Annotated in this window: 23 protein-coding genes and 1 tRNA gene; 15 read left to right on the top strand and 9 right to left on the bottom strand. The window is 49.7% G+C overall.

The genetic code is table 11. The features are described from left to right. Positions 1 to 3: 3 nt before the first annotated feature. A complete protein-coding gene (locus tag D6029_RS01525) occupies positions 4 to 1,503 on the bottom strand; it encodes a sugar ABC transporter ATP-binding protein (RefSeq protein ID WP_120063068.1) in 1,500 nt (499 codons plus the stop codon). A 498-nt stretch (positions 1,504 to 2,001) separates the two neighbouring features. Here D6029_RS01525 and fucI point away from each other — a divergent pair, with 498 nt between their 5' ends. The 4 genes from fucI to fucR are packed head-to-tail and all read left to right on the top strand — an operon-like array spanning position 2,002 to position 6,432. Next, positions 2,002 to 3,780, top strand: coding sequence for an L-fucose isomerase (gene fucI, locus D6029_RS01520; protein WP_120063067.1), 1,779 nt, complete (start codon positions 2,002 to 2,004; stop codon positions 3,778 to 3,780). A 52-nt stretch (positions 3,781 to 3,832) separates the two neighbouring features. Further along, complete coding sequence (fucK, locus tag D6029_RS01515; protein WP_120063145.1) at positions 3,833 to 5,278, top strand: L-fuculokinase; 1,446 nt, start codon at positions 3,833 to 3,835, stop codon at positions 5,276 to 5,278. A gap of 1 nt (position 5,279) precedes the next feature. Further along, positions 5,280 to 5,702: an L-fucose mutarotase gene (fucU, locus tag D6029_RS01510; RefSeq protein WP_120063066.1), complete on the top strand. Its 423-nt coding sequence runs from the start codon at positions 5,280 to 5,282 to the stop codon at positions 5,700 to 5,702. A 28-nt stretch (positions 5,703 to 5,730) separates the two neighbouring features. Next, positions 5,731 to 6,432 (top strand): L-fucose operon activator, encoded by a 702-nt coding sequence (fucR, locus tag D6029_RS01505; RefSeq protein WP_120063065.1) that lies wholly within the window; start codon positions 5,731 to 5,733, stop codon positions 6,430 to 6,432. 32 nt (positions 6,433 to 6,464) lie between these two features. Here fucR and D6029_RS01500 read toward each other — a convergent pair whose 3' ends face one another. Further along, a complete protein-coding gene (locus D6029_RS01500) occupies positions 6,465 to 6,821 on the bottom strand; it encodes a cytoplasmic protein (RefSeq protein WP_120063064.1) in 357 nt (118 codons plus the stop codon). A gap of 5 nt (positions 6,822 to 6,826) precedes the next feature. Then, positions 6,827 to 7,228 carry a hypothetical protein gene (locus D6029_RS01495; RefSeq protein WP_120063063.1) on the bottom strand — a complete coding sequence of 134 codons (402 nt, stop codon included), beginning with the start codon at positions 7,226 to 7,228 and terminating at the stop codon, positions 6,827 to 6,829. 101 nt (positions 7,229 to 7,329) lie between these two features. On the opposite strand from D6029_RS01495, the gene D6029_RS01490 reads away from it, so the two are divergent. The 4 genes from D6029_RS01490 to D6029_RS01475 all read left to right on the top strand — a co-directional run bounded on the left by D6029_RS01490 (position 7,330) and on the right by D6029_RS01475 (position 10,879). Further along, complete coding sequence (locus D6029_RS01490; RefSeq protein ID WP_120063062.1) at positions 7,330 to 7,833, top strand: ESA_00282 family adhesion-associated protein; 504 nt, start codon at positions 7,330 to 7,332, stop codon at positions 7,831 to 7,833. 352 nt (positions 7,834 to 8,185) lie between these two features. Then, complete coding sequence (locus D6029_RS01485) at positions 8,186 to 8,614, top strand: NlpC/P60 family protein (protein WP_418230234.1); 429 nt, start codon at positions 8,186 to 8,188, stop codon at positions 8,612 to 8,614. Positions 8,615 to 8,770: 156 nt separating this feature from the next. Continuing rightward, complete coding sequence (locus tag D6029_RS01480; RefSeq protein ID WP_120063060.1) at positions 8,771 to 9,328, top strand: OmpH family outer membrane protein; 558 nt, start codon at positions 8,771 to 8,773, stop codon at positions 9,326 to 9,328. Between the two features lie 192 nt (positions 9,329 to 9,520). Continuing rightward, positions 9,521 to 10,879, top strand: coding sequence for an 8-oxoguanine deaminase (locus D6029_RS01475; RefSeq protein ID WP_120063059.1), 1,359 nt, complete (start codon positions 9,521 to 9,523; stop codon positions 10,877 to 10,879). A 2-nt stretch (positions 10,880 to 10,881) separates the two neighbouring features. Here the strand turns inward: D6029_RS01475 and D6029_RS01470 are convergent, their stop codons facing one another. Continuing rightward, entirely contained in the window at positions 10,882 to 12,237 is a 1,356-nt protein-coding gene (locus tag D6029_RS01470; RefSeq protein ID WP_120063058.1) for an HdeD family acid-resistance protein, read from the bottom strand. 454 nt (positions 12,238 to 12,691) lie between these two features. Between D6029_RS01470 and D6029_RS01465 the strand changes: the two genes are divergently transcribed. The 4 genes from D6029_RS01465 to D6029_RS01445 all read left to right on the top strand — a co-directional run bounded on the left by D6029_RS01465 (position 12,692) and on the right by D6029_RS01445 (position 15,305). After that, on the top strand, positions 12,692 to 12,946 hold the full coding sequence (locus D6029_RS01465; RefSeq protein ID WP_120063057.1) for a helix-turn-helix domain-containing protein: 255 nt from the start codon (positions 12,692 to 12,694) through the stop codon (positions 12,944 to 12,946). A 173-nt stretch (positions 12,947 to 13,119) separates the two neighbouring features. Further along, positions 13,120 to 13,476, top strand: a complete 357-nt coding sequence (locus D6029_RS01460) for a TehB family protein (RefSeq protein ID WP_120063056.1) — start codon at positions 13,120 to 13,122, stop codon at positions 13,474 to 13,476. A gap of 382 nt (positions 13,477 to 13,858) precedes the next feature. Next, positions 13,859 to 14,392, top strand: coding sequence for a type IV toxin-antitoxin system AbiEi family antitoxin (gene abiEi, locus D6029_RS01450; RefSeq protein ID WP_167455954.1), 534 nt, complete (start codon positions 13,859 to 13,861; stop codon positions 14,390 to 14,392). Next, positions 14,385 to 15,305 (top strand): nucleotidyl transferase AbiEii/AbiGii toxin family protein, encoded by a 921-nt coding sequence (locus tag D6029_RS01445; RefSeq protein WP_120063053.1) that lies wholly within the window; start codon positions 14,385 to 14,387, stop codon positions 15,303 to 15,305. The genes abiEi and D6029_RS01445 overlap by 8 nt, the downstream gene beginning before the upstream one ends. A 289-nt stretch (positions 15,306 to 15,594) precedes the next feature. Here the strand turns inward: D6029_RS01445 and D6029_RS01440 are convergent. Continuing rightward, positions 15,595 to 15,670 (bottom strand) — tRNA-Phe (locus D6029_RS01440). A gap of 436 nt (positions 15,671 to 16,106) precedes the next feature. On the opposite strand from D6029_RS01440, the gene D6029_RS01435 reads away from it, so the two are divergent. Beyond that, the gene (locus D6029_RS01435) at positions 16,107 to 18,245 is read left to right on the top strand and encodes an ornithine decarboxylase (RefSeq protein ID WP_120063052.1); all 2,139 of its coding nucleotides are present in this window, start codon (positions 16,107 to 16,109) and stop codon (positions 18,243 to 18,245) included. A gap of 40 nt (positions 18,246 to 18,285) precedes the next feature. Here D6029_RS01435 and D6029_RS01430 read toward each other — a convergent pair whose 3' ends face one another. From D6029_RS01430 to mutY, 4 genes are all read right to left on the bottom strand, one after another. Beyond that, positions 18,286 to 19,539, bottom strand: a complete 1,254-nt coding sequence (locus D6029_RS01430; protein WP_120063051.1) for a nucleoside permease — start codon at positions 19,537 to 19,539, stop codon at positions 18,286 to 18,288. Positions 19,540 to 19,794: 255 nt separating this feature from the next. Then, positions 19,795 to 20,871, bottom strand: a complete 1,077-nt coding sequence (gene mltC, locus D6029_RS01425; RefSeq protein ID WP_120063050.1) for a membrane-bound lytic murein transglycosylase MltC — start codon at positions 20,869 to 20,871, stop codon at positions 19,795 to 19,797. 60 nt (positions 20,872 to 20,931) lie between these two features. Next, positions 20,932 to 21,204, bottom strand: a complete 273-nt coding sequence (locus D6029_RS01420; protein WP_034493327.1) for an oxidative damage protection protein — start codon at positions 21,202 to 21,204, stop codon at positions 20,932 to 20,934. Between the two features lie 2 nt (positions 21,205 to 21,206). Then, positions 21,207 to 22,292 (bottom strand): A/G-specific adenine glycosylase, encoded by a 1,086-nt coding sequence (gene mutY, locus D6029_RS01415; RefSeq protein WP_120063049.1) that lies wholly within the window; start codon positions 22,290 to 22,292, stop codon positions 21,207 to 21,209. A gap of 151 nt (positions 22,293 to 22,443) precedes the next feature. On the opposite strand from mutY, the gene trmB reads away from it, so the two are divergent. Both trmB and D6029_RS01405 read left to right on the top strand, forming a co-directional pair. Next, complete coding sequence (gene trmB, locus D6029_RS01410; protein ID WP_120063144.1) at positions 22,444 to 23,163, top strand: tRNA (guanosine(46)-N7)-methyltransferase TrmB; 720 nt, start codon at positions 22,444 to 22,446, stop codon at positions 23,161 to 23,163. After that, positions 23,163 to 23,489, top strand: a complete 327-nt coding sequence (locus D6029_RS01405; protein ID WP_120063048.1) for a YggL family protein — start codon at positions 23,163 to 23,165, stop codon at positions 23,487 to 23,489. The genes trmB and D6029_RS01405 overlap by 1 nt, the downstream gene beginning before the upstream one ends. The last annotated feature ends 56 nt before the right edge of the window (positions 23,490 to 23,545 follow it).

Here is a 23,545-nt window from a genome sequence, read left to right as displayed (position 1 = left end):
TATTCAGTCCTCTAACGTCGCATATTTCATAATGGTTTCCTGAGAGGCGTTGGCCTGGGTCAGCTCACCTGCTATGTGGCCGCTACGCATCACTAATATGCGATCGCACATGCCAAGAATTTCGGGCAATTCAGATGAAATCATGATGATGGATTTCCCTTTAGCGACCAGGCGATTCATCAGTTCATAAATTTCTAGCTTTGCTCCTACGTCAATACCCCGGGTTGGCTCATCAAAAATTAAAATGTCGGTATCTTTGCAGACCCAGCGGGCGATAATTATTTTCTGTTGATTACCGCCGCTTAGATTAAGGGCCGCTTGTTGTAAGTGAGGTGTCTTAATGCGTAACGCATTAACCAGTTGCTGGCTTATTTCTTCACATTGTTTCTCTTTAACGATGCCAAATTTATCGGAATACTCAGGGAAGTTTCCTAGCATGATATTGAGTTCAACAGATAATCCTAATGCCAGCCCTTCTTTCTTGCGGTCTTCAGTTAAATAGCCAATACCTTTCTCAATAGCCTGATGCACGTCATCTATTTTGGTTAATTCACCATTAAGAAATATTTCGCCACTATCAATGGGGTCAGCGCCAAATAATGCGCGCGCAAGCTCAGTTCGACCAGCGCCCATTAAGCCAGAAAGGCCCAGTACTTCACCTTGATAAAGGCTGAAATTAATATCATGCAGCACACCTTTGCGTTGAAGGTTTTTAACTTCCAACACCTTGTGCTCACCGGTAAAGGGCGGGCGTCGTGGGTAAATGTCCCCGAGTTTACGCCCGACCATTTTGGTAATCAGATCACTGATTTGTACCGTTTCATAATCCACCGTATCAATGTATTGCCCGTCACGCATCACGGTTGCACGGTCAGCAATCAGCGCCAGTTCTTCCAGACGATGCGAGATGTACACAACGCCAGTACCTTGTTCTTTAAGCAAGCGTGTGACGCGAAACAGGCTATCAATCTCGCTTTCTGTTAACGCGGCTGTCGGTTCATCCATCACCAGAACTTTGGCATTCACCGATATGGCCTTCGCGATTTCAACCATCTGTTGCTGGGCAACGGTTAAATCGGAAACGCGTGTTTCTGGCTTAATTTTGAGATTAAGTTTTGCCAGAATTTCTTTTACCGATGCCCGTTGTGCCGGAGCATCGAGTCGCCAGCGATTGTTTTTGCAAAACTCGCGGCCAATATAAATATTCTCTTCAACCGTCAGATCCGGGAATAAGTTAAATTCCTGATGAATGATAGTGATACCTAAGTTTTGCGCTTCGAGTGGACTGTCGAATTTGACCTTTTTGCCTTCAAAAATAATTTCACCCTCGTCCGGTCGATAAACGCCAGAAAGGATTTTCATTAGTGTTGATTTCCCTGCGCCATTTTCCCCAAGCAAAGCATGGACTTCACCACGGCGTAAATTGAAACTGACATGACTCAACGCCAGAACACCGGGAAATCGTTTGGTAATATTATTCATTTGCAAAAAATGGTCTGACATAGCGCTTTCCCTTGAATTGATCAGGTGTTCGCGGTCGGTATTTAACGGGAAAGACAAATACGTGATGGCATTATTTTCCGGGTTCAGGCTTTTCTGTGTTGCCCGCGCTCCGGTTTGCTCAGTGTATAAATCCCGTTGAATTTTAATATTCGCTAACTCGAGTTAGCATTTCCGCTTTAAAACTATTCAAACTCTGCAGTTCCGACAAATAATTTGCTATCAAATTGTGACGCAGCTCTGTGTTAATGATTTATCTAATTGAATTTGATTGTTTTATTTCTTTGTCGGAAAAGCTGAGTTTTTTAACAATTCCTCTGAAAGATAAATCTCGTGAAAAACATCACACTTCCCAGATAATTTTATTGTCGATTTTAAACTTCGGTATCTATGCTAATTCGAGTTAGCAAATTCCACTTTTTACGCTATTCACATTTTTTGATGTGCTTAAGTGTCTTTATCTCGTTCACAAAAAACAGATTTATCAACAAGAGGTTTCTTATGAACCATATTAATTCACTACCCAAAATAGGTATTCGCCCGGTTATTGATGGCCGAAGAATGGGCGTGCGCGAATCACTTGAAGAACAAACCATGAATATGGCGAAAGCCACGGCGCAACTGCTTACCGAGCAATTGCGTCACGCCTGCGGTACTACCGTTGAATGTGTGATTGCTGATACGACAATTGCTGGAATGGCAGAGTCCGCCGCCTGTGAAGAAAAATTCAGCCGTTTGAATGTCGGGCTGACCATCACGGTTACGCCATGCTGGTGCTACGGTAGCGAAACCATTGATATGGACCCGATGCGTCCGAAAGCCATTTGGGGTTTTAACGGCACCGAGCGTCCTGGCGCGGTGTATCTGGCCGCAGCGCTTGCTGCGCACAATCAAAAAGGTTTGCCCGCGTTTTCAATCTACGGCCATGACGTGCAGGAAGCTGACGACACGTCGATTCCGGCAGATGTGCAGGAAAAGCTACTGCGCTTTGCGCGTGCGGGTCTTGCCGTAGCCAGTATGAAAGGCAAGAGTTATTTGTCGGTGGGGGGCGTTTCGATGGGGATCGCGGGTTCGATAGTGGACCACAACTTCTTTGAATCGTACCTCGGCATGAAAGTGCAGGCGGTGGATATGACTGAACTGCGCCGCCGCATTGACCATAAAATCTATGATGAGCAAGAGCTTGAGCTGGCGCTGAGTTGGGCAGATAAAAACTTTAAATACGGCGAAGATAAAAACGCTGAAAAATATCACCGCACGGAGCAAGAAAACCACGCGATTTTGCGTGAAAGCTTGCTGATGGCGATGTGTATCAGAGACATGATGAAGGGCAACACCAGGCTTGCCGAGAAGGGCCTCGTCGAAGAATCATTGGGTTACAACGCCATTGCCGCAGGTTTCCAGGGCCAGCGCCACTGGACGGATCAATACCCGAATGGCGATACCGCTGAAGCATTGCTCAATAGCTCTTTTGACTGGCACGGGGTGCGCCAGCCGTACGTTGTGGCAACCGAAAATGACAGCCTCAATGGGGCCTCAATGTTGTTCGGACATTTGCTGACTGGCACCGCGCAGGTGTTTGCCGATGTGCGTACTTTCTGGTCGCCGGAAGTCGTCAAACGTGTGACAGGCAAGGCGCTCACCGGGCGTGCTGAACACGGCATTATCCACCTGATTAACTCAGGTTCGGCGGCGCTCGATGGCACCTGCCGTCAGCAAGATGACGCTGGAAATCCAACCATGAAACCGCACTGGCAAATCAGCCAGCAAGAAGCCGATGCTTGCCTGGCCGCAACCGAATGGTGCCCGGCGGTGCACGAGTATTTCCGTGGCGGCGGTTTCTCATCGCGCTTTCTGACCCGAGGCGGCGTGCCGTTTACTATGAGCCGCATCAACCTGATCAAAGGCGTTGGCCCGGTGCTACAAATCGCCGAAGGCTGGAGCGTTGATCTGCCGAAAGATGTCCATGATACGCTCGACAAGCGCACCGATTCCTCGTGGCCGACGACCTGGTTTGCTCCACGTTTAACCGGCGTTGGGCCGTTCAAAGATGTCTGGTCTGTGATGTCGAACTGGGGGGCGAATCACGGCGTTCTGACTGTCGGGCACGTTGGTGCGGATTTGATCACTCTCGCCTCAATGCTGCGTATTCCGGTGTGTATGCATAACGTTGAGGACGATGCGATTTATCGCCCTTCAGTATGGGCGGCGCACGGCATGGACATCGAAGGGCAGGATTATCGTGCCTGTCAGAATTATGGCCCGCTTTATAAGCGTTAAACACGCCAATGCCGCCACTTACGACGTGGCGGCATTGAATGCAGGAGGCGTGATGAAGCAAGAAGCCGTGTTAGTTCTGGATTGTGGGGCAACAAATGTGCGGGCAATGGCCGTTGGGCGCGAGGGGCAAATCGTTGCCAAAGCGGCGGTAGCCAATGAAAGCCGTATTTCGGCCGAGAACCCACACTGGCATGACTGGTCACTCGACGACATTCTCCAGCGTTTGCAGCGGTGTTCCCGAGAGGTGATGGAGCAACTGAGCGGCTGGGAAATCCGCGGAATAACCGTCACCACTTTTGGGGTGGATGGCGCGTTAACCGATCAACGCGGTGAATCGCTTTACCCGATTATTAGCTGGAAATGCCCGCGCACCGTGGAAACGATGGCGGCAATTAACAGCATGATTTCGCCGCAGGATTTACAAACGCTGTCGGGTGTCGGTCAATTCAGCTTTAACACCTTGTACAAATTGTTGTGGCTTAAACAGCATCATGCGGAACTTATCGAGCGCGCCGACGCATGGCTGTTTATTTCATCTTTAATTAACCAACGTCTGACGGGGAAGCTGACTACTGACCGCACGATGGCAGGCACCAGCCAATTGCTCGATATCCATAACGCCCGATTCAGCGATGCAATTTTGCAGGCGGTGGGCTTACCTGAGCGGTTATTCCCGCCTCAGGTGATGCCTGGAGAAGTCATCGGCGCGTTGCTCCCGCACGTGGCATCAAACTTTGGGTTATCCCCAGGCATTCCGGTGATTTCTGCGGGCCACGACACGCAGTTTGCACTGTTTGGGTCGGGGGCTGGCCTTTCTCAACCGGTGCTTTCCTCTGGGACGTGGGAAATATTAATGGCGCGTAGCCCGACGGTTAACACCGCGCTGTTGCCGGGTTATGCCGGTTCAACCTGTGAGTTGGACAGCCTGCCGGGTTTATATAATCCAGGCCTACAGTGGCTGGCTTCCGGCGTTCTGGAATGGGTGCGTAATCTTCACTGGCACGATGTTGAGCCCGGGCTGGTCTATCAGCAAATGATCGCGGCTGCACAAAAGGTTGAACCGGGTTGCGAAGGGCTGCGGATGGATAGCGGGCTAATGGCACGCCCGTCAAACGCGGGCTGGCAGGGCGCAACACTTTCTACAACGCGTGGGCATTTTTATCGCGCCGCCCTGGAAAGTTTGAGTTGGCAGTTACGCAATAATTTGCAGGTTCTGGAATCTATCGGCGGCTTTAAGGCGCAGGAGTTGTTGCTGGTAGGCGGAGGCAGTCGCAATGCGCTGTGGAACCAGATAAAAGCCGACATTCTCGGTTTGCCAATAAAAGTGCTGGACGATGCCGAAACAACGGTTCTGGGCGCGGCGATGTTTGCCTGGTTTGGTTGTGGCGAATTTAGTTCACCTGAGCAGGCGCGAGCGCAGGTTGATTACCAATATCGTTATTTTTATCCTGGCGAACAATGCGAGGTTTATCGCAATTTTGCTGAAAATGGAGTGTGACATGCTGAAAAATATCTCGCCGCTAATTTCCCCAACGCTTTTAAAAGTGCTCGCTGAAATGGGGCATGGAGATGAAATTATCTTCGCCGATGCTCATTTTCCTGCTCATAGTATTGGCCCGCAGGTGATTCGCGCCGACGGTGTTCTGGTGAGCGAATTGCTGGCGGCGGTAATCCCGCTTTTTGAGCTAGACAGCTATGCGCCGCCACTGCTGATGATGGCACCGGTCAGTGGTGATGAACTCGATAATCAGGTAGAGCAGCGTTATCGGCAGGCGCTCTTTAATGGTGAATACGGGCCTGCGATAGAGCGCATAGATCGCTATGCATTTTATGAACGCGCCCAACGTGCATTTGCGATCGTCATCACAGGGGAGCGGGCAAAGTACGGCAACATCTTGTTAAAGAAGGGCGTCACCCCCTAATATCCGGCCATCACCGGGAGACGCCAACATGAAAATCGTACGCCAACAGGAACTGGTTCAGCTTGTCGAACAATACGAAAATCTGACCACGGAACAACTGGTTAATTTATTAGATGTGAGTCATGAAACGGTGCGGCGCGACCTGCGTGAATTGCAAAAGCAGGGGAAAATTATTCGCCAGCACGGGCGGGCAAAACGTATCAATCGTGGTGCCGATGAAAGTGGCGATCCTTTTTCCGCGCGCCTGAAAAGCCACCTTAATAGCAAAGCCGATATTGCCCGTCGTGCGCTGCCATGGATTGCCACAGAAATGGTGATCGCGCTGGATGCCAGCTCAACGTGTTGGTATCTGGCGCGACTGCTTCCTGATATGCCCCTGACTGTTTTCACCAACAGCGAACGGATTTGCCAGGCGCTATCCCGGCGTAGACACGTCCAGGTCATCTGCACCGGCGGGGTGCTTCAGCGCAAATATGCCTGCTATATCAACGCGCCATTAGCCGCGCAGCTCAAATCACTGGATATCGATCTGTTCCTTTTTTCTTGCGAAGGCGTGGATAGCGATGGAACGCTGTGGGACACGCGAAGCTGGAATGCGGAGTACAAAACCATGCTGCTCAAGCGTGCGGCCCAGTCGCTATTGCTGATCGACAAAAGCAAATTTGAACGAGTGAGTGAAGTGCGAATCGGCGTGCGAGCGGATGTCACTGAAATTATTACCGAAGGTTAAGCGTGCCCGGATGCTTTGCGCACGTCTTAATGTCACAAATGCGGTGTTTCGTAGTTGTCTTCCAGCAGCGCACGGGTGCGCGATAGCGTTTGTGCTTCATCGATTCTCAACTGTTGATAGAGCGCTTCCAGGCGTCCAAGAATCTGGTTTTTCAATCCAGGATGACTGGCGATAATTTCACTCAGCACGGCACCATAAATCTCTTCTTTCACACGGTAAGGATAAATTTGATGGCGGTTATGCCATTTTTGTTCAACCAAAGCTGAGGTGATATTAATTTTCCCCTGCGCAAAACGGGCGATATTTTCATTTTTAATTTGTACCAGTGCGGCAATATTTTCACTTAAGGTAAATTTCTGCACTTGGCTATCATCGGGTAACTGCGACATATATTTTAATTATCCAGTGAATAAAACAGCGGCCAGGTTTTTTCCTGAGTTAACTGATTGATCCAGATCTGCTGCGCTTCCTGACTTATCTGCAATTTTTTATCTTCAATCAACATCTGGAGATCGGCTGGGCACACTTTTTCTTGTTCAATTAACTCATTGAGTAAGGTGGATATAGCTTCAATCTTTACCGCACAAAATAAACGGTCTTTTAAATGCCGATCGTTTTCGTCCAGCAATGAGTTTTTCGCCTGCCCGGCGTAATTATTAGTGCTGAGGATTGTTTTCTCAAGGAGTGAGAAATCATCAGCAATATCAGTAGATAACGTGATTTCACCTTCCGTGCTCACAGCCTCTTCCGGCGGCAATAGCGGAAGTGTCGCGGGCACCAGGTTATTGGGCAGCATGACATTTTCCTTTTATATCAATGATGTGTTTATCAAAATAACCGGCGTGACGTTGACAATATTTTGCCTCAAAATTACTATAAAAAAAACAGGAGTCTCTAATGTCGAGCGTCATTTTCACTATTATTTTATTCTTATTACCGTTGTGCGCAGTATGGGTTGTGATGCGATCGTTAACACAGCCAAAAGTAAAAGCGGCTGTTTCATCTTCCCCTAAATTAAATTTATCTGAGGCGGATGAATGTGAAGATTACTTTGCAAAGTTAATGTTAAAAATCACGCCGGAATATTACTGGCGGGTGAGTCACGAATATGTTGATTTTGCTCATGCCACCATAAAGCGCATGAGTGTTGATGAACTGAGTGCGAACCCTGTGCTTTTCAGTGCTCAACGGCGTTGCAGTGACCTGAACTCGGCTATCTATCGTTATTACGACAACCTGCGCAAACGCTGCGCAGAAGGAGAAAAAGTCGCGTTTTCAGATATAGAAGTGCTGAATTTACGCCAGTGCTTTGATGAGTTCAGCCATGATGCTTATCCCACGCTGGTTGCGTTAGTGTGGCCGCATTATCAGCGCCCTGAGGTGGATCTGATTCACGTTTAGGCGTGATTAGCAGGTAAACGAAGCGGGGTAGCAGACTGTTTTCTAAATCAAAAATCCTAAGTCTAGAATTGGACAAAGTTTAACCTGTTTAAATTCCACTCATCGGTTATTATTTGCTCACCCAAAAGGAGTTGCTTATCCCATTACTGAAGACACCAGTTATGGCCTGTTTGTCTGTATTTTTTGAAGAAAGATATTTCCTATGCCTCGTTTTAAAAAGCTTATCGCGTTAACATTATTTGTTGCTCCTTTGTTGGTTAGTGCCAATTCCTTTGCTTTTAATATGCCAAAGGAATTTGCATCATTTGGAACACAATCACTTAATAAAAAAGAACATACCTCTAATCAAAAAATGTTCTTCACAAAATCACATTATTCCAGTGCTGATAACAGCAATGATTCAGCCGAAGTCAGAAGCGCTATATTACAACAATTCTCAAACTGGAAAGGGACGCGCTATCACTTGGGTGGAACCACGCATAAAGGCGTGGATTGCTCGGCGTTGATGCAACATATCTTTAATGATTCTTTCCATAAAGCCTTGCCGCGAACCACGACGCAACAAATTACCAATGGCGAGAAAGTCAGCAAAGAGAAATTAGAACCGGGTGATTTAGTCTTTTTCAAAACATCGCCGGGTATGCGCCATGTGGGCGTCTATGTCGGTGATGATCAGTTTATTCATGCCTCAAGCAGCATGGGCGTAACAATGTCTTCTCTCTCGAACAGTTATTGGGTTAAGCATTACGAAACGGCTCGCCGATTAGAAGTGGTCAGTTAAATACAATTCAGACTTTGTGCCTGTTATTTTGATTATATTTTCCATAATATATCCGTCAGCTTATTCAGTATATATTTATTATGAATGAAATAAGCGTGTTGTATCGTTCATAATTATAAGTTTGCCCATATTTGTATTTCAGCAGGACTCATATCAATGAAACGAAATTTAATTCGCCATGTGGCCGGTGCGGCAATGGTCGTACTGGTGGCAGGCGCCATGCTCGTGGGTTGTGATGCAAAATCAGCAGGGGATGCACAAATGAAATTTGTTAACGTCGAAAAAGCATTAGTGGAATCAGGCCTGTTAAAGCAGGAACAAGAACATCTGAAAGCGGTGAATGAAAATCTTCACAAAGGCCAACAACTGGCAGAAAAGAGCTACACCACTCTGCCAGCCGATAAAGTTGAAGCGGCACGCCAGGCAGACAGAAATGTGCTTACACAACAATGGAAAGCACAGCAACAAGCGGCACGTAATGTAGTGATGAAGGCGATGCAAACCACCAGCGACGCCTACCGTACCGAGAAGAAAATCTCCGTCATCATGCCAACGCAGGCTGCGGTTTCCATCGCGCCAGAGCTGGATGTGACAGCCGACCTGACCACTAAGCTGAAAGCGGTAAAAGTGGACTTCGGCAAGGTGCCAGAAATCACTTTGAAAACTGCGCCAGCGCCAGAAGCAGCAAAACAACCCGCTGCAAAAACCAAGTAATACCGCATCAATACAGGCTTCGCGGCATGTTCAGCGAAGCCTTTTTCCGTTTTGAATACCCCAATAAGAAAACGCGATGGTGGCCCGTTTATTTCCTGGTTAGAATGGCGGAATTGCCCCGCGCAATGCCTGGATCAGCAGACAGGCCATAACTGAGCTGGCTTCCCTTTATTTTTATTTCAGGAGCCAGTTATGTTTGCACAACGTCTGTGGATCAAAAATCCCCGCGCAGCTTTTACCGCTAATTTGCAAGACGCCTCTGGCGGCGTGGTTGTCGAATCTGGCGAGATCCGTGAATTGATCCCCGCAGGTGGTGAACCCGCAAGCCCATGCGATGCGGTGTTTGATGCCCGCGAATTAGTTTTGTTACCCGGCCTTATCAACACTCACCATCATTTCTATCAGACTCTGACCAGAGCCTGGGCACCGGTCGTTAACGTGCCGCTTTTTCCGTGGTTAAAACAACTTTATCCCGTCTGGGCACGCCTTGATGCCGAAGCTCTGGCGCTCGCCAGCAAAGTCGCCATGGCGGAGCTTTTGCTTTCAGGCTGTACCACCACGACCGACCACCACTATCTTTTCCCGAAGGGCATGGAAGAGGCGATTGATGTGCAGGTTGATGTGGTGCGCGAGCTGGGAATGCGTGCGGTGCTGACGCGTGGTTCGATGAGTCTGGGCGAAGACGAAGGCGGCTTGCCCCCGCGCCACACGGTGCAGCAGGGCGAGACAATTTTGCGCGACAGCGAGCGACTGATTAAACGCTACCATCAGCGCGGGGAAGGGGCGTGGTTGCAAATCGCTCTGGCACCTTGTTCTCCGTTTTCGGTTACCACCGAAATTATGCGAGACAGCGCGCAACTCGCCCAGCAAGAAGACGTGCGTTTGCATACTCATCTGGCTGAAACGCTGGATGAAGAGAACTTCTGCCTGCAACGCTTTGGCCTGCGCACCGTGGATTATCTGGAAAGCGTCGGCTGGCTAAATGACCGGACCTGGCTTGCTCACGGTATTCATTTTGATGAGAGTGAAATTCAGCGCCTGGGGCGTGCGGGTGTGGGCGTTTGCCATTGCCCGGTTTCCAATATGCGCCTCGCGTCCGGCATGTGCCCGACGGTAGATCTGGAAAATGCGGGTGCGCCGGTTGGCCTGGGCGTTGATGGTTCGGCGTCTAACGATGCGTCAAATATCATGTATGAAGCGCGGCAAGCGTTGTATCTGCAACGTCTGCGCTACGGCGCGGAGGCCATAACGCCGCAGCGTGTGCTCGGCTGGGCAACGCAAGGCTCGGCGAAATTGATTGGCCGCAGCGATATCGGTGAAATCGCCGTGGGTAAGCAAGCCGATTTGGCGCTGTTTGCCCAAGATGAACTGCGTTTTAGCGGCAGCCACGATCCTATTTCTGCGCTGCTGTTATGCGGTGCGGAAAAGGCGGAGCATGTAATGATCGGCGGAAAATGGCGTGTCACCGATGGCAATATCGTTGGGCTGGATGTGCCGGATCTTATTTCGCGCCACCGCAAGGCGGCGAAAAAGTTAGTCGCTGATATTTAAAGTTAATCTTCAGCCGTTTCCTCACCGCTTTTCCCTTTGCCCCACGCCACCCGGCGTGTGAGCATTTTCTTCAGCGCACGGCTGGTGGTGTTTAGCCAGCCCGTCGGGCGCGGATCGGCAAGCATACTGAGCGCGCGGGCGTAATCCAGCACCAGGCCGGGCGTCCAGGCCATGGTTTGTGCACGCTTGCGTAATTGCAGCGCGACCCAAAGTTCGGGTGTGGACATCAATTTCCCCATCGCCATCCAGAAGCCGCGTTTATGCCATAACCTGCCAACGGATCCTTCCAGCGCCGCTTCTAACGCCCGCGCCACGCTGCTTGAGCAATTTCGGTAGGTCAAATTGTAGGATTCGTTCTGGCGATAACTTTCCCAAAACTCTCTCAGGCGTTCTTCGCTGTAATTCCGGATTCGTACTTTTCGTGTTGATGGGCACCATTTTGCCGACTCGGTTGCGTAATCCGGCTGAAAGATCCCTGGCACGTTGTTTTCCGGCGTGGCACGCAACAGACGGGCAAATTCGTCCGGCGACTGATCGATAAGTTCCGCTGGGTAAAGGCTGATGTAAACGCCGCCGGGGGATTCTAAAGCCGCATGCCCGGTCGAGATAACACCGTTGCGGTCAACAGCGGCGATATAGCGGCTAATCACCGGGCGGGGAATGGTTTCGCTGGGGGCCGAGCCTGCGGGCGTCCATACATGCACCGTCAGCGCTTTTTCGTCATCGGCGGGAGGGCCGTCCCACTCAACAACGTCAGGAATATCGGCTTCTTCCATGTAAACCGCGCCCTTGAGTCCTGGGTTTTCAGCGGCACGTTTGACGCGATTAGCGAGAATAAACATATTCCAGCCAGCAAATGCCAGGCCGAGGCCGAGACAATAGGGAACCGTTCCTGAATAGTGTGACGGCCACGGCTGGAAGAAGAATATTGCCAGCGCGATTTCGATAATGCCGCCCCATAACGCCGGTCGCCAGCGTCGATAACGCACCACGACGGCGGAGGCAATTTGTAGCGCGCCATCGAACAAAAACAGCATGCCGAAAATCATCGACAGCACGAAATTACCATCATGCTGACCAGCCAGAATAAGCAATGCGGCAACGGTAAATACGCCACCTTTTACATAACGCAAAACGCGCTGCCCGCCCATCCCGCTATGCGCCACCATAAGCGTAGCGACGCCCTCGAACAACAGCAGGCAGGCGAAAGGTTGGATCGGAAAGAACAGCGAACCATCCAGCGCATCAATGAAAATAATGATACCTGCAATCAGTGTGATCCAGCCGAAACGGCGTAATCCGCGCCAGTGAGAACGCAGAAAATCAACGCCGAGCAGGATCATCGTGAGTCGCATCATAGGGGCTTATCCTTAAATCATTCCTCCACATATATAGCCCACAACAGGCATATTCGACATGTTCTGGAATGTGTCTCGCAGCGTGATAATTCCCTTCGTGACAGTCGATTAGGCGATACGTTATTATTCGCGCGCTACAGCACATCTGTAGCCGGGAGTTGCACCCCGAGGAATCTGGAAGCAAGGAATGCGCATCTAGCTCATCCTTTGTTTTGCCTTGTCACATCCGTCAAAAATCAATTTTGTGATTTGAAACGTTCAATGGTGGCTCAGGCGGGGCTGACTTCGGTCAGGCCGGTTTCCAGTATCCCGGTAGTGCAATCCCTGTCTGGGCTACCACCAAAGAGCATTGCACCTCTTGTGGTAGCGCGTCACCCAAGATACTGGAAATGCAAAACATGAAAAAAACTTCACATAACCCGACCTTCCTGCCATTTATCGGCGCAGGTGCTCAATGACGCCCCGCACCGACTGGCACACTGCCGATATCATCGCGGCTGTGCACAAAAAAGGCACCTCGCTTGCGGCAATCTCCCGTGAGGCAGGCCTCGCATCCTCTACTCTGGCAAATGCTTTATCTCGCCCATGGGCAAAAGGTGAAAGGCTCATTGCCAGCGTCATTGGTCATTCAGCCGAAGAAATTTGGCCTAGTCGCTATTTTGATGAAGCCGGGCAGCAAATCCCACGGCCTCTAAGGAATCGACATTAAATAGTCACGCAGTCAAAATGACAAGGCACTGTCGTTTTGACTGTTTTTGGTGTTGTCAAAATGACAGCTTAAATCTGATGTGGTTTTTAATATTCTTTAATAACAATGCATTAAATTACTGGCACGCATGTTGCTCTATATAAACCAGAACCTTATTAATTCTGGAGAACATCATGGCAGCTCGCATCCCGGCAGATTATAAACACACTCGCTCAACTCCATTCTGGAACAAAGACTCGGTTCCGAAAGCATTGCTCACCCATCACAACACCAAAAAAGATGTTTACGGGCGACTGTCTGTAATGGCTGGCGCGGTGAAATACATCGGCTTCAAAAATGAAAATGACATGGTTGCTGAGATAGAAGTGATTATCGAGGAAGGGCATTTCGGCGTAAGCCCACCGCAATATTGGCACCGCATCGAACTCCTGACAGACGACACGTATTTCAATATTGATTTCTTTGCAGCTCCAGAAGCAGAACTGGAAGGAAAGGGCTTTGGGCAGGTGGTGAATACGGCGAAGAGTTGAATTACTGAATCCCGGAAAGCAAGAAACCAGCACTTAGGCTGGTTTTTTTAAATAGTGGAGCCAATGCTTGGGATCGTTTATCGGTTTATTATACTGATTTATATAGTAAATAATTTTTCGCACGCTGTCGAAACCCCGCTTACGACCTTGTTTTTTGATATCAAACAGTTTGTCTCTAGACATCCCATATTGTGCTGATGGCAATTATTTGACGGAATTGAATCGGTGCAGGTATTCCTCTGCCTGAGAAAATTATCGATATGTCATTAAGTTTACAATAATGACACTTATTGATGTCTTTTTTGTAGAAATGTTTGTGCCAGGCACTATTTAAGTGTACAAAAAGTACCTCTTTTTAAGGCTTTTGTGTAAAGGTGTTGAAATGGACAAACTGACAGCTATTAACACACTGGATGAATTCAGCCGTAACGGGCGCTACGTTTTTCATTTACGAGACTTTGGAAAACTGTTCCCGGATGAGTCGGATAGAGCGTTGAAAGCCTCGATCAAACGTCTGGTAGGTAGTGGCATTTTAACGCGCGCGGCATATGGGGTGTACGTATATAACCGTGCAACACAGGATAGTTATATTCTTGAACACATCGTTAAAACCTTGCGGCGGGGTGAATATAGCTATGTCAGCCTAGAATCCGCACTGTCACAGTATGGGGTTATCTCGCAGATCCCGATTGACCGCTTAACCGCCATGACCACCGGACGAAGTGGTGAGTATAAAACGCCATGGGGTGTCATTGAGCTAACCCATACAGCGCGTTCAGTCAGTGATATTCTGGCAGGCACGATTGAAACCACATCCCCTATCCGTTTTGCAAAAAAAGAAACGGCAGTCAGAGATTTACTTCGGGTCGGGCGTAATACTCACTTGATAGATTATGCGGAGCTGACGAATGTCTAAACGTCTAGATTTTGACACTCTGGTTACAGAGGCTATCCAGCAGAATGGACTGGCGGGGTTACGCCCCGTGGTGGAAAAAGAACTACTGCATTACGACATTCTATTTTGCCTGTCTGAAGCCGGACTATTAAAGAGTCTGACATTTCAGGGGGGAACCTCACTAAGGTTATGTTACAACTCAAATCGATTTAGTGAAGATCTGGATTTTGCTGGCGGTACTGAATTCTGTTCTGCAGATCTGGCGGAAATGAAAGAGTGCATTGAACATTACCTCGGAAATCGATACGGACTTGAGGTGACGGTTAAAGAGCCAAAGGAATTATGTAATGAGCCAGCATATTCGGAAGTTAACGTTGATAAGTGGCAGATTTCGGTAACGACTGCGCTTGAACGACGAGATATTCCCCGGCAACGCATTAAGATTGAAATTGCCAATATTACTGCCTACACACGTACTGTCCGGCAGTTGGTTCGTAACTATTCTGTCTTACCCGATGGATACAGCGATATATTGATTAACGTTGAAACATTGGACGAAGTGATGGCTGATAAACTGGTCGCTTTCCCTGCATCAACCAAGCATATTCGCTATCGTGATATGTGGGACTTAGTATGGCTTAAGCAACAGGGCGCAGTTTTACGTTCGGATTTGGTGAGCAAGAAATTATTAGATTATCGTCTTGTGGACTTTAATGAAAAACTTCTGGTACGTATTGATTCGTTGCCAAATATTATTGGTAGTGGTGATTTTCATCAGGAAATGAAACGATTTATTCCTGCGACAGTTTATGAAACATCGCTTGGGAAAGAAGGATTCTCATTATTTTTGCGCGAAACGTTGACGGAATTATTGATGCAGTTGAAAAGAGAGCTTTATGAAAAGGGTGATAAGACTGAATCGTTTATTTTATGAGGATGCTTAGATATTGACTCCAGTTCACTGTTTTACACTAGTTTCATCGTGAGGTTTTGAAACAAAGCACCCACCTAAACCCCAGAAAGCAAAAAACCAGCCCTTAGGCTGGTTTCTTTAAATGTGGTGCCCGGACTCGGACAAAAACGTCGGGAACGTTTTTGAACAGCGCTTGCGCTGACCCGCAGGGCGAGTCGCATGGATGCGACGAGTAATCGAACGAAGTTCGATGGAGAGTCCGAATCCCAGAAAGCAAAAAACCAGCCCTTAGGCTGGTTTCTTTAAATAGTGGTGCCCGGACTCGGAATCGAACCAAGGACACGGGGATTTTCAATCCCCTGCTCTACCGACTGAGCTATCCGGGCAACGGGGCGCATTAAACCGTAAAGGCCGTTTGGCGTCAACGCTTTTGTGTGAATAAGCCGTGCGTTTGCACGAATAATGTGCTCTGTGTGGCAGCGCTGGCTTGAACCAGGGTGCAGAAGGTGCCATGATTGCGCGGTTTTTCACTCATCTGCAACGGGGCGCTTATTGATGTTTACAGTCAATTTTCACCGACATCTCTCGATGGCGCTCGTTCACCCCTCGCTAGTATTCCGAAGACCCTCGCTCACCATGCGGTGAGGGCAGCGCACGCTCACTGTACGACATCAGTAAAATCAGGTGATGCCTGGTTTTACTGATGTCTGGCGGTCGGAGTGGGTATTATCCTTCAGACCTTCAAGACACATTCGCCGGGGAATGCTCCCTTTGCTGTGCCACATGGCACCCACTCATCCTTGACCTCTGGGATTTGTGCATATGAAATCTTTGAAAATTGCTGCCAGCCACGATGTGGTTGCCACATTGTCTACACATCGTGAAGTCGTCACGCTTGATAGCACCGATTTTACCGATATTGCCGCCGTCGTGGTTTCTGTGGCCGATAGCCGCAGCGGTATTCTGGCGTTACTCAAACGCACGGGCTTTTCGATTCCTGTTTTTTTAGCGGCGGATAGCTGGTCTGGCGAGCAAGAAGGGATTAGCGGGCTGATAAGCGGCAAAGCGCAGGATTATCTGGAGCTGGAAACTGCCGCCGTCGATTATGAAGAAAGCCTGCTACCACCGTTCTTCGATACGCTGACAAAATACGTTGCGATGGAAAACAGCACGTTCGCGTGTCCGGGCCACCAACATGGTGAGTTTTTCAAAAAGCATCCGGCGGGCCGTCAGTTTTATGATTTCTTCGGCGAGAATTTATTCCGTGCCGATATGTGCAATGCAGATGTAAAACTCGGCGATTTGCTGATTCACGAAGGCTCGGCAAAAGATGCACAGAAATTCGCGGCCAAAGTGTTTAATGCTGATAAAACCTATTTCGTTCTCAACGGCACCTCGGCGGCGAATAAAGTCGTTACCAACGCGCTGCTGACCCGTGGCGATCTGGTTTTGTTCGACCGCAATAACCATAAATCAAACCATCACGGCGCCCTGATTCAGGCAGGGGCAACGCCGGTTTATCTCGAGGCTGCTCGTAATCCGTTTGGTTTTATTGGTGGCATCGACGCGCACTGTTTTGATGAAAAGTATCTGCGTGAGCAGATTGCAGAAGTGGCTCCAGAACGAGCGCAAGAAAAACGCCCGTTCCGCCTGGCGATTATTCAGCTCGGCACCTACGACGGCACGGTTTATAACGCCCGCCAGGTAGTGGATAACATCGGCCATCTTTGCGATTACATTCTTTTTGATTCCGCGTGGGTCGGTTACGAGCAATTCATTCCGATGATGGCGGATTGTTCGCCGCTGCTGTTGGATCTGAATGAAAACGATCCGGGCATATTCGTTACGCAGTCGGTTCATAAGCAGCAGGCTGGTTTCTCGCAGACTTCGCAGATCCACAAGAAAGATAACCATCTACGTGGCCAGGCGCGTTTTTGCCCGCATAAGCGCCTGAATAATGCGTTTATGCTGCACGCCTCAACCAGCCCGTTCTACCCGTTATTTGCCGCACTGGATGTGAATGCCAAAATCCATGAAGGGGAGAGTGGCCGCCGTTTGTGGGCGGAATGTGTGGCGCAGGGCATCGAAGCGCGTAAGGCGATCATCGCTAACTGTAAGATGATCAAACCGTTTATTCCGCCAGTGGTCGCGGGCAGGCCGTGGCAGGATCATCCAACGAGCACCATTGCGCAGGAGCGCCGTTTCTTCAGCTTTGAACCAGGTGAAAAATGGCACGGTTTTGAAGGCTATGCGCAGGATGAATACTTTGTTGATCCTTGCAAACTGCTGCTGACGACGCCGGGAATCGATCCTGAAACCGGGCAGTACACTGAATTTGGCGTGCCTGCGGCGATCCTCGCAAATTACCTGCGTGAAAACGGCATTGTTCCTGAAAAATCGGATCTTAATTCGATTCTGTTCTTGCTAACCCCAGCGGAAAGCACGGAGAAAATGGCGCATCTGGTGGCGATGCTGGCGCAGTTTGAACAGCATATTGAAGACGATACGCCGCTGGTGGACGTGCTGCCGACGATCTATCAGAAATATTCGCAACGCTACAAAGGCTACACGCTGCGCCAGCTTTGCCAGGAAATGCACGATCTTTACGTCAGTTTTGAAGTTAAGGATCTGCAAAAAGCGATGTTCCGCAAAGCCAGCCTGCCAGCGGTTGCCATGAACCCGCAGGATGCGAATAGTGAGTTTATTCGCGGCAATGTGGAGTTAGTGCGTTTGAGCCAGTCGGAAGGGCGTATTGCGGCGGAAGGTGCGCTGCCGTACCCACCGGGCGTGTTGTGCGTGGTGCCGGGCGAAGTCTGGGGAAGTGCGGCGCTGCGTTATTTCCTCGCGCTGGAAGAGGGCGTGAATCTGCTGCCGGGCTTCTCGCCGGAATTACAGGGCGTGTACAGCGAAACGGATGCGGACGGGATTAAGCGGCTTTACGGTTATATGGTGAAGGCGTAGTAAAAAGCCCCGTTTCTGATGAGAAACGGGGCTGTATTAATCAGACCGCAGGCTGTATGGCTGCCGGTGTTCTGACATGTTTATATTTGAACAGTGCGACGAAGGCGAAGGCCAGCACCAGTGAATAGCCCGCGAAAATCAGCCATACGCTTTGCCAGTCAGTGATCCCCGCTGTCGTGAAGTTCTCCACCACTTTGCCGCTAACAATGCCGCCCAGGATGCAACCAAAGCCGTTGGTCATCATCAGGAACATGCCTTGTGCGCTGGCACGGATTTCTGGCCGCACTTCTTTTTCAACGAACACCGAACCGGAGATGTTGAAGAAGTCGAAGGCGCAGCCGTAAACGATCATCGACATCACCAGTAACACGGTGCCCATCGGCGTTGGGTCGCCAAAGGCGAACAGACCGAAGCGCAGCATCCACGCCACGATACTGATAAGCATCACGTTCTTGATGCCATAACGAATCAGGAAGAAAGGAATTGTCAGGATAAAGACGGTTTCAGAAATCTGCGAAATAGACATCAACACCGACGCATGTTCGACAATAAAGCTGCTGGCGAACAGTGGATTTTGGTCAAAGCTGTGCAGGAAGGTATTACCAAACATATTGGTAATTTGCAGCTCGGCACCTAACAGCATGGAGAAGATGAAGAAAATCGCCATGCGTTTGTTTTTGAACAGCGCAAAGGCATCCAGCCCTAACATTGAGCTCCAGCTCTGGTTTTTCTGCGCGTTGGCAACCGGAATATGGGGCAGCGTCAGCGTGAACAACGCCAGCACCACAGACAATGTTGCGCCGATATAAAGCTGCATGTGGCTCAGTTCAAAGCCTGAGAAGCTCACGCCCCACATCGCGAAGATAAAGCCAATCGTTCCCCAGATACGAATCGGTGGGAAGTCACTGACGATGTCCATTCCCGCAGATTGCAGGCGATAGTAAGAAATGGTGTTCACCAGCCCAAGCGTTGGCATGTAGGCCAGCGAGTTGAGCAGAATCACAATGAACATCGCGCTCGGTGTCGTGACCTGGGCTGCGAAATACAAGGTGATGGCCCCGACCACGTGGCAACCTGCGTAGAGCCAGCGCGCACTAATCCATTTGTCCGCAATGATACCGAGTAGCGTTGGCATAAAGACCGCCGCAATACCCAATGAACTATACACAGCACCAATGGCTGCTCCATCAAACTTGAGGGTGACAAACATGTATGAGCCGAGTGTTGTCAGCCAACTTCCCCACAAGCAGAACTGCAGAAACGAAAGTACTTTAAGCTGCAGCTTAAGGTTCATGAAAATATCCTCACGGAGGTTAATAGCAAATGTTAGTTTTTTAACATATATGACGCCATATGTTGTAATCGTAACATTAGCAGTGCCGTGAATAGATTTTTGGTACATTCAGCAAATAAATGAAAACATCTTCTGGTTACATTTGAGAATAGTGACGGCGGTTACATTTTTTGCAAATTGCGGCGGGGGAAAGCGGGGGAGTGTTGTATCTCCTGCCGTAAACACGAAAAGCAGGAGATACAACAAACAGAGGAATTACCGGCGGCGATAACTCTTCTGCGCGGTGTTCACCTTATACAGGTAATGGCGTGATTCCGCAGATGGATGGCGCGTGGTCAGCGTCTGATACACGTCGCCCGGCGTCATGCTGTTGATAATGTTATACGCGCGGTTCTTATCATTGTTGAACACGCGCAGCACGCTGCCTGCACCGCCGTTGTAAGCCGTGATGACGGCGTAACGGCGCGAAGTCGGGTTATCAATGCCGGCCAGGTAACTGTCTTGCAAAATCGCCAGGTAAGCCGTACCGGTGTCGATATTGCTTTCTGGATCAAACAAGAAGCTGCGGCTTGGCTTGCCCCATTTCCCCTGCGATTTAAATACGTCAACGCCCGCGCTGTGTTGCACAACCTGCATCAGGCCCAGGGCATCCGCGTGGCTGACTGCGTATGGGTTGAAGCTCGATTCCGTTTGCATGATCGCCAGAATCAGCGATTCATCCACGCCGTATTTCTTCGATGCTTTACGCACCATGCCGAGATATTTATGCGCACGTTTATCCAGGTGGTTTGGCACCAGGTTGATCGTCACGCTGTAGATGATCTTCAGCCCGGTGCTGCGGCTTTTCAGGCGCGTTTGCAGCAGGTAATCCGCAAATTTGGATGCGCGGCCTTCCCAGCGAATCGGCTGCCCGGTGTTATCCATAACCTGGCCATACAGGAACGGCTCTTTGGAGATCTGCACGTCGTTGGCATCGGAATAAAGATCGATGGAACCCGGATCGTCGCCCATCAGCAAAGTGGTGATGATCGCCTGGCGCAGATGCGCGGCAGGATCGGTGCCAGCAATGGTTTCAATGGTAATCGTACCGTCGTCAAAGTTGATGTGACTGCGGGTCAGGTATTGGTCGGTATATTTTACGTAGTCTTTTGGACCCGCAATCAATACTTCCTTCATACCCCAGATATTTTCGATGTTATGAGCAAACTGCCCCATCAAAATATCAAAACCATTAGTGTCCTTAACAAACGCTTCGTTATAGGAATCTTCTTTTTTGCTCGAACATGAGATGAGCAACGGGACAACCAGAGCTAGCGCGAGAAATTTTTTCATCGTTCCGTGTATGCGTTGTGCTTGATGTGGTTTGCATAAGGGCCAGCGGCCCCTGCGTTATTATTTTTCTGGCGGCGTGTAGCCTTCGATATGCACTTCTTTGCCTTCAAACAGGAAGTTGACCATTTCGGCTTCCAGTTCTTTGCGATGTTCCGGGTTCATCATGCTCATTTTGCGTTCGTTAATCAGCATGGTTTGTTTGGTCTGCCACAAAGCCCAGGCTTCTTTAGAGATTTCGTTATAAATGCGCTTGCCCAGTTCACCCGGATACAACTGGAAATCCTGGCCTTCTGCGTCACGTTGCAGGTAAGTACAAAAAATAGTTCTGCTCATCTTTATTCCTCTTCTACGGCCTTTACCAGTTTGAGAACAACCGGTTCGGCGTGTAATTGCTGTAACAAACGCTCTACAGGGGCGGCCAGTCCTACGGACGGTGGCTGCGCTAAGTTATACCAGAGAGCGGTTCCTTCATCCATGCACCCGCTAAACGAAAGCACTGGCAACCACATTGGCACGATATCCAGATGGAAGTGGCTGAATGTATGGCGGAAGGCGTTTAATTGCGTGAGATTATCGGCGGGAATCTGGCGTTGTGCCAGCCACTCGCGCAGCTCTTCTTCGGTTGTGAATTGTGGGAAACAGTACAAACCGCCCCACAGGCCAGCGCTCGGACGTTGGGAAAGCAAAATGCTTTGCTGGTGCTGCATCATCAGGAAATAGCCGGTGCGCTCGGGGATTGTCACTTTCGGCTTCTTGCCCGGATAGCTCGCCCAACTGTTGTTGGCATAAGCCACACAGATATTGTTTACCGGGCACAGCTCGCATTTAGGCTTTGAGCGGGTACAAACCATCGCCCCAAGATCCATCATCGCCTGGTTAAACTGGCTAACCCCTTTTGCTGGCGTGACTTGCTCACTGATGTCCCACAGTTTTTTCTCGACGTCTTTTTTACCCGGCCAGCCGGAAACCGCGTAACAACGGGCCAGCACGCGTTTGACGTTGCCATCCAGAATCGGGAAATGCTTACCAAGCGAGAGCGAAAGAATCGCGCCAGCGGTAGAGCGCCCAACGCCGGGCAGCGCGGCGACTTCATCGTAGGTTTCCGGGAACACGCCGTTGTGCTGATTCGCCACCATTTGCGCGGCTTTGTGCAGGTTACGGGCGCGGGCGTAATAACCCAGGCCAGTCCACAAATGCAGCACTTCGTCGAGTGGGGCATTGGCGAGATCGGTGACTGTCGGGAAGCGCTCCATAAAGCGCTCAAAGTAAGGAATGACGGTCGCAACCTGCGTTTGTTGCAACATCACCTCAGACAGCCATACTTTATAAGGCGTTTTTTCGAGTTGCCATGGCAGTGTTTTGCGGCCGTATTTTTGATACCAGTCGAGAACCTGGTGGGAGAATTGCGGCGCTTGTGTCATTGTGCCTGGCCATCCGATAAAAATATAAATTAGGGGGCTGATTCCAGCACAGACGACTCCGTACTGTAAACCGGAACTTTCTGGTGCTTGCTTCTCACCATTAACTTTGGATAATGCCCGTTTCCCGAACACTAACGAAAGCCTGAACACCATGAAAAATGACGTCATCTCACCGGAATTTAATGAAGAAGGCCGCGCAATGCGCCGGATTCGTAGTTTTGTGCGCCGCCAGGGCCGCCTGACTAAGGGCCAGGAATTCGCACTGGAAAACTATTGGCCGGTGATGGGCGTTGAATATCAAGACGCGCCTGTTGATTTTGCCGAGCTGTTTGGCCGCGAAGCGCCAGTCACGCTGGAAATCGGTTTTGGTATGGGCACGTCGCTGGTGGCAATGGCAAAAGCTAATCCACAGCAGAACTTTTTAGGCATTGAAGTGCACTCACCAGGCGTGGGCGCGTGCCTGGCAACCGCTCATGAAGAGGGCGTTGAGAACTTGCGCGTGATGTGTCACGACGCGGTTGAAGTGCTGCAAAAAATGGTTCCTGACAATTCTTTATCCATGGTTCAGCTCTTTTTCCCTGATCCGTGGCACAAAGCGCGTCATAATAAGCGCCGTATCGTTCAGGTGCCGTTTGCCGAGTTTGTAAAAAGCAAACTGAAACTGGGAGGTGTGTTCCATATGGCGACCGATTGGGAACCTTATGCGGAACACATGCTCGAAGTGATGTCCTCTATCGACGGTTATCAAAACCAGTCGGAGAGTAACGACTACGTACCACGCCCGGATTCGCGTCCGGTGACCAAATTTGAACAACGTGGCCATCGTCTTGGTCACGGCGTATGGGACTTAATGTTCGAGAGGGTAAAGTAATGGCAATTAATCGTAGCCGTCGTTTGCGTAAGAAAATGCACATCGACGAATTCCAGGAAGTGGGGTTCTCTGTTGCATGGCGTTTCCCGGAAGGCACCTCCGAAGAACAAATCGATAAAATCGTTGATGAATTCATTGATGAAGTTATCGATAAAAATGGCCTCGCTTTTGATGGCGGCGGCCACCTTTCCTGGGAAGGCTTAATCTGTCTGCAGGAAATCGGCAAATGCACCGAAGAGCATCAGGCTCTGGTGCGCAAATGGCTTGAAGATCACAAGGCTGAAGATGTTCGCACTAGCGAGCTGTTTGATGTCTGGTGGGATTGATATATACCCTAATCTTTCAAGCTGCACGTGCGTTGGCTTTCCTCGCTCACCCCAGT

The organism is Buttiauxella izardii (assembly GCF_003601925.1).
In the GTDB taxonomy this organism is placed as follows: Bacteria; Pseudomonadota; Gammaproteobacteria; order Enterobacterales; family Enterobacteriaceae; genus Buttiauxella; species Buttiauxella izardii.
This window is presented reverse-complemented; position numbering and strand designations above follow the sequence as displayed.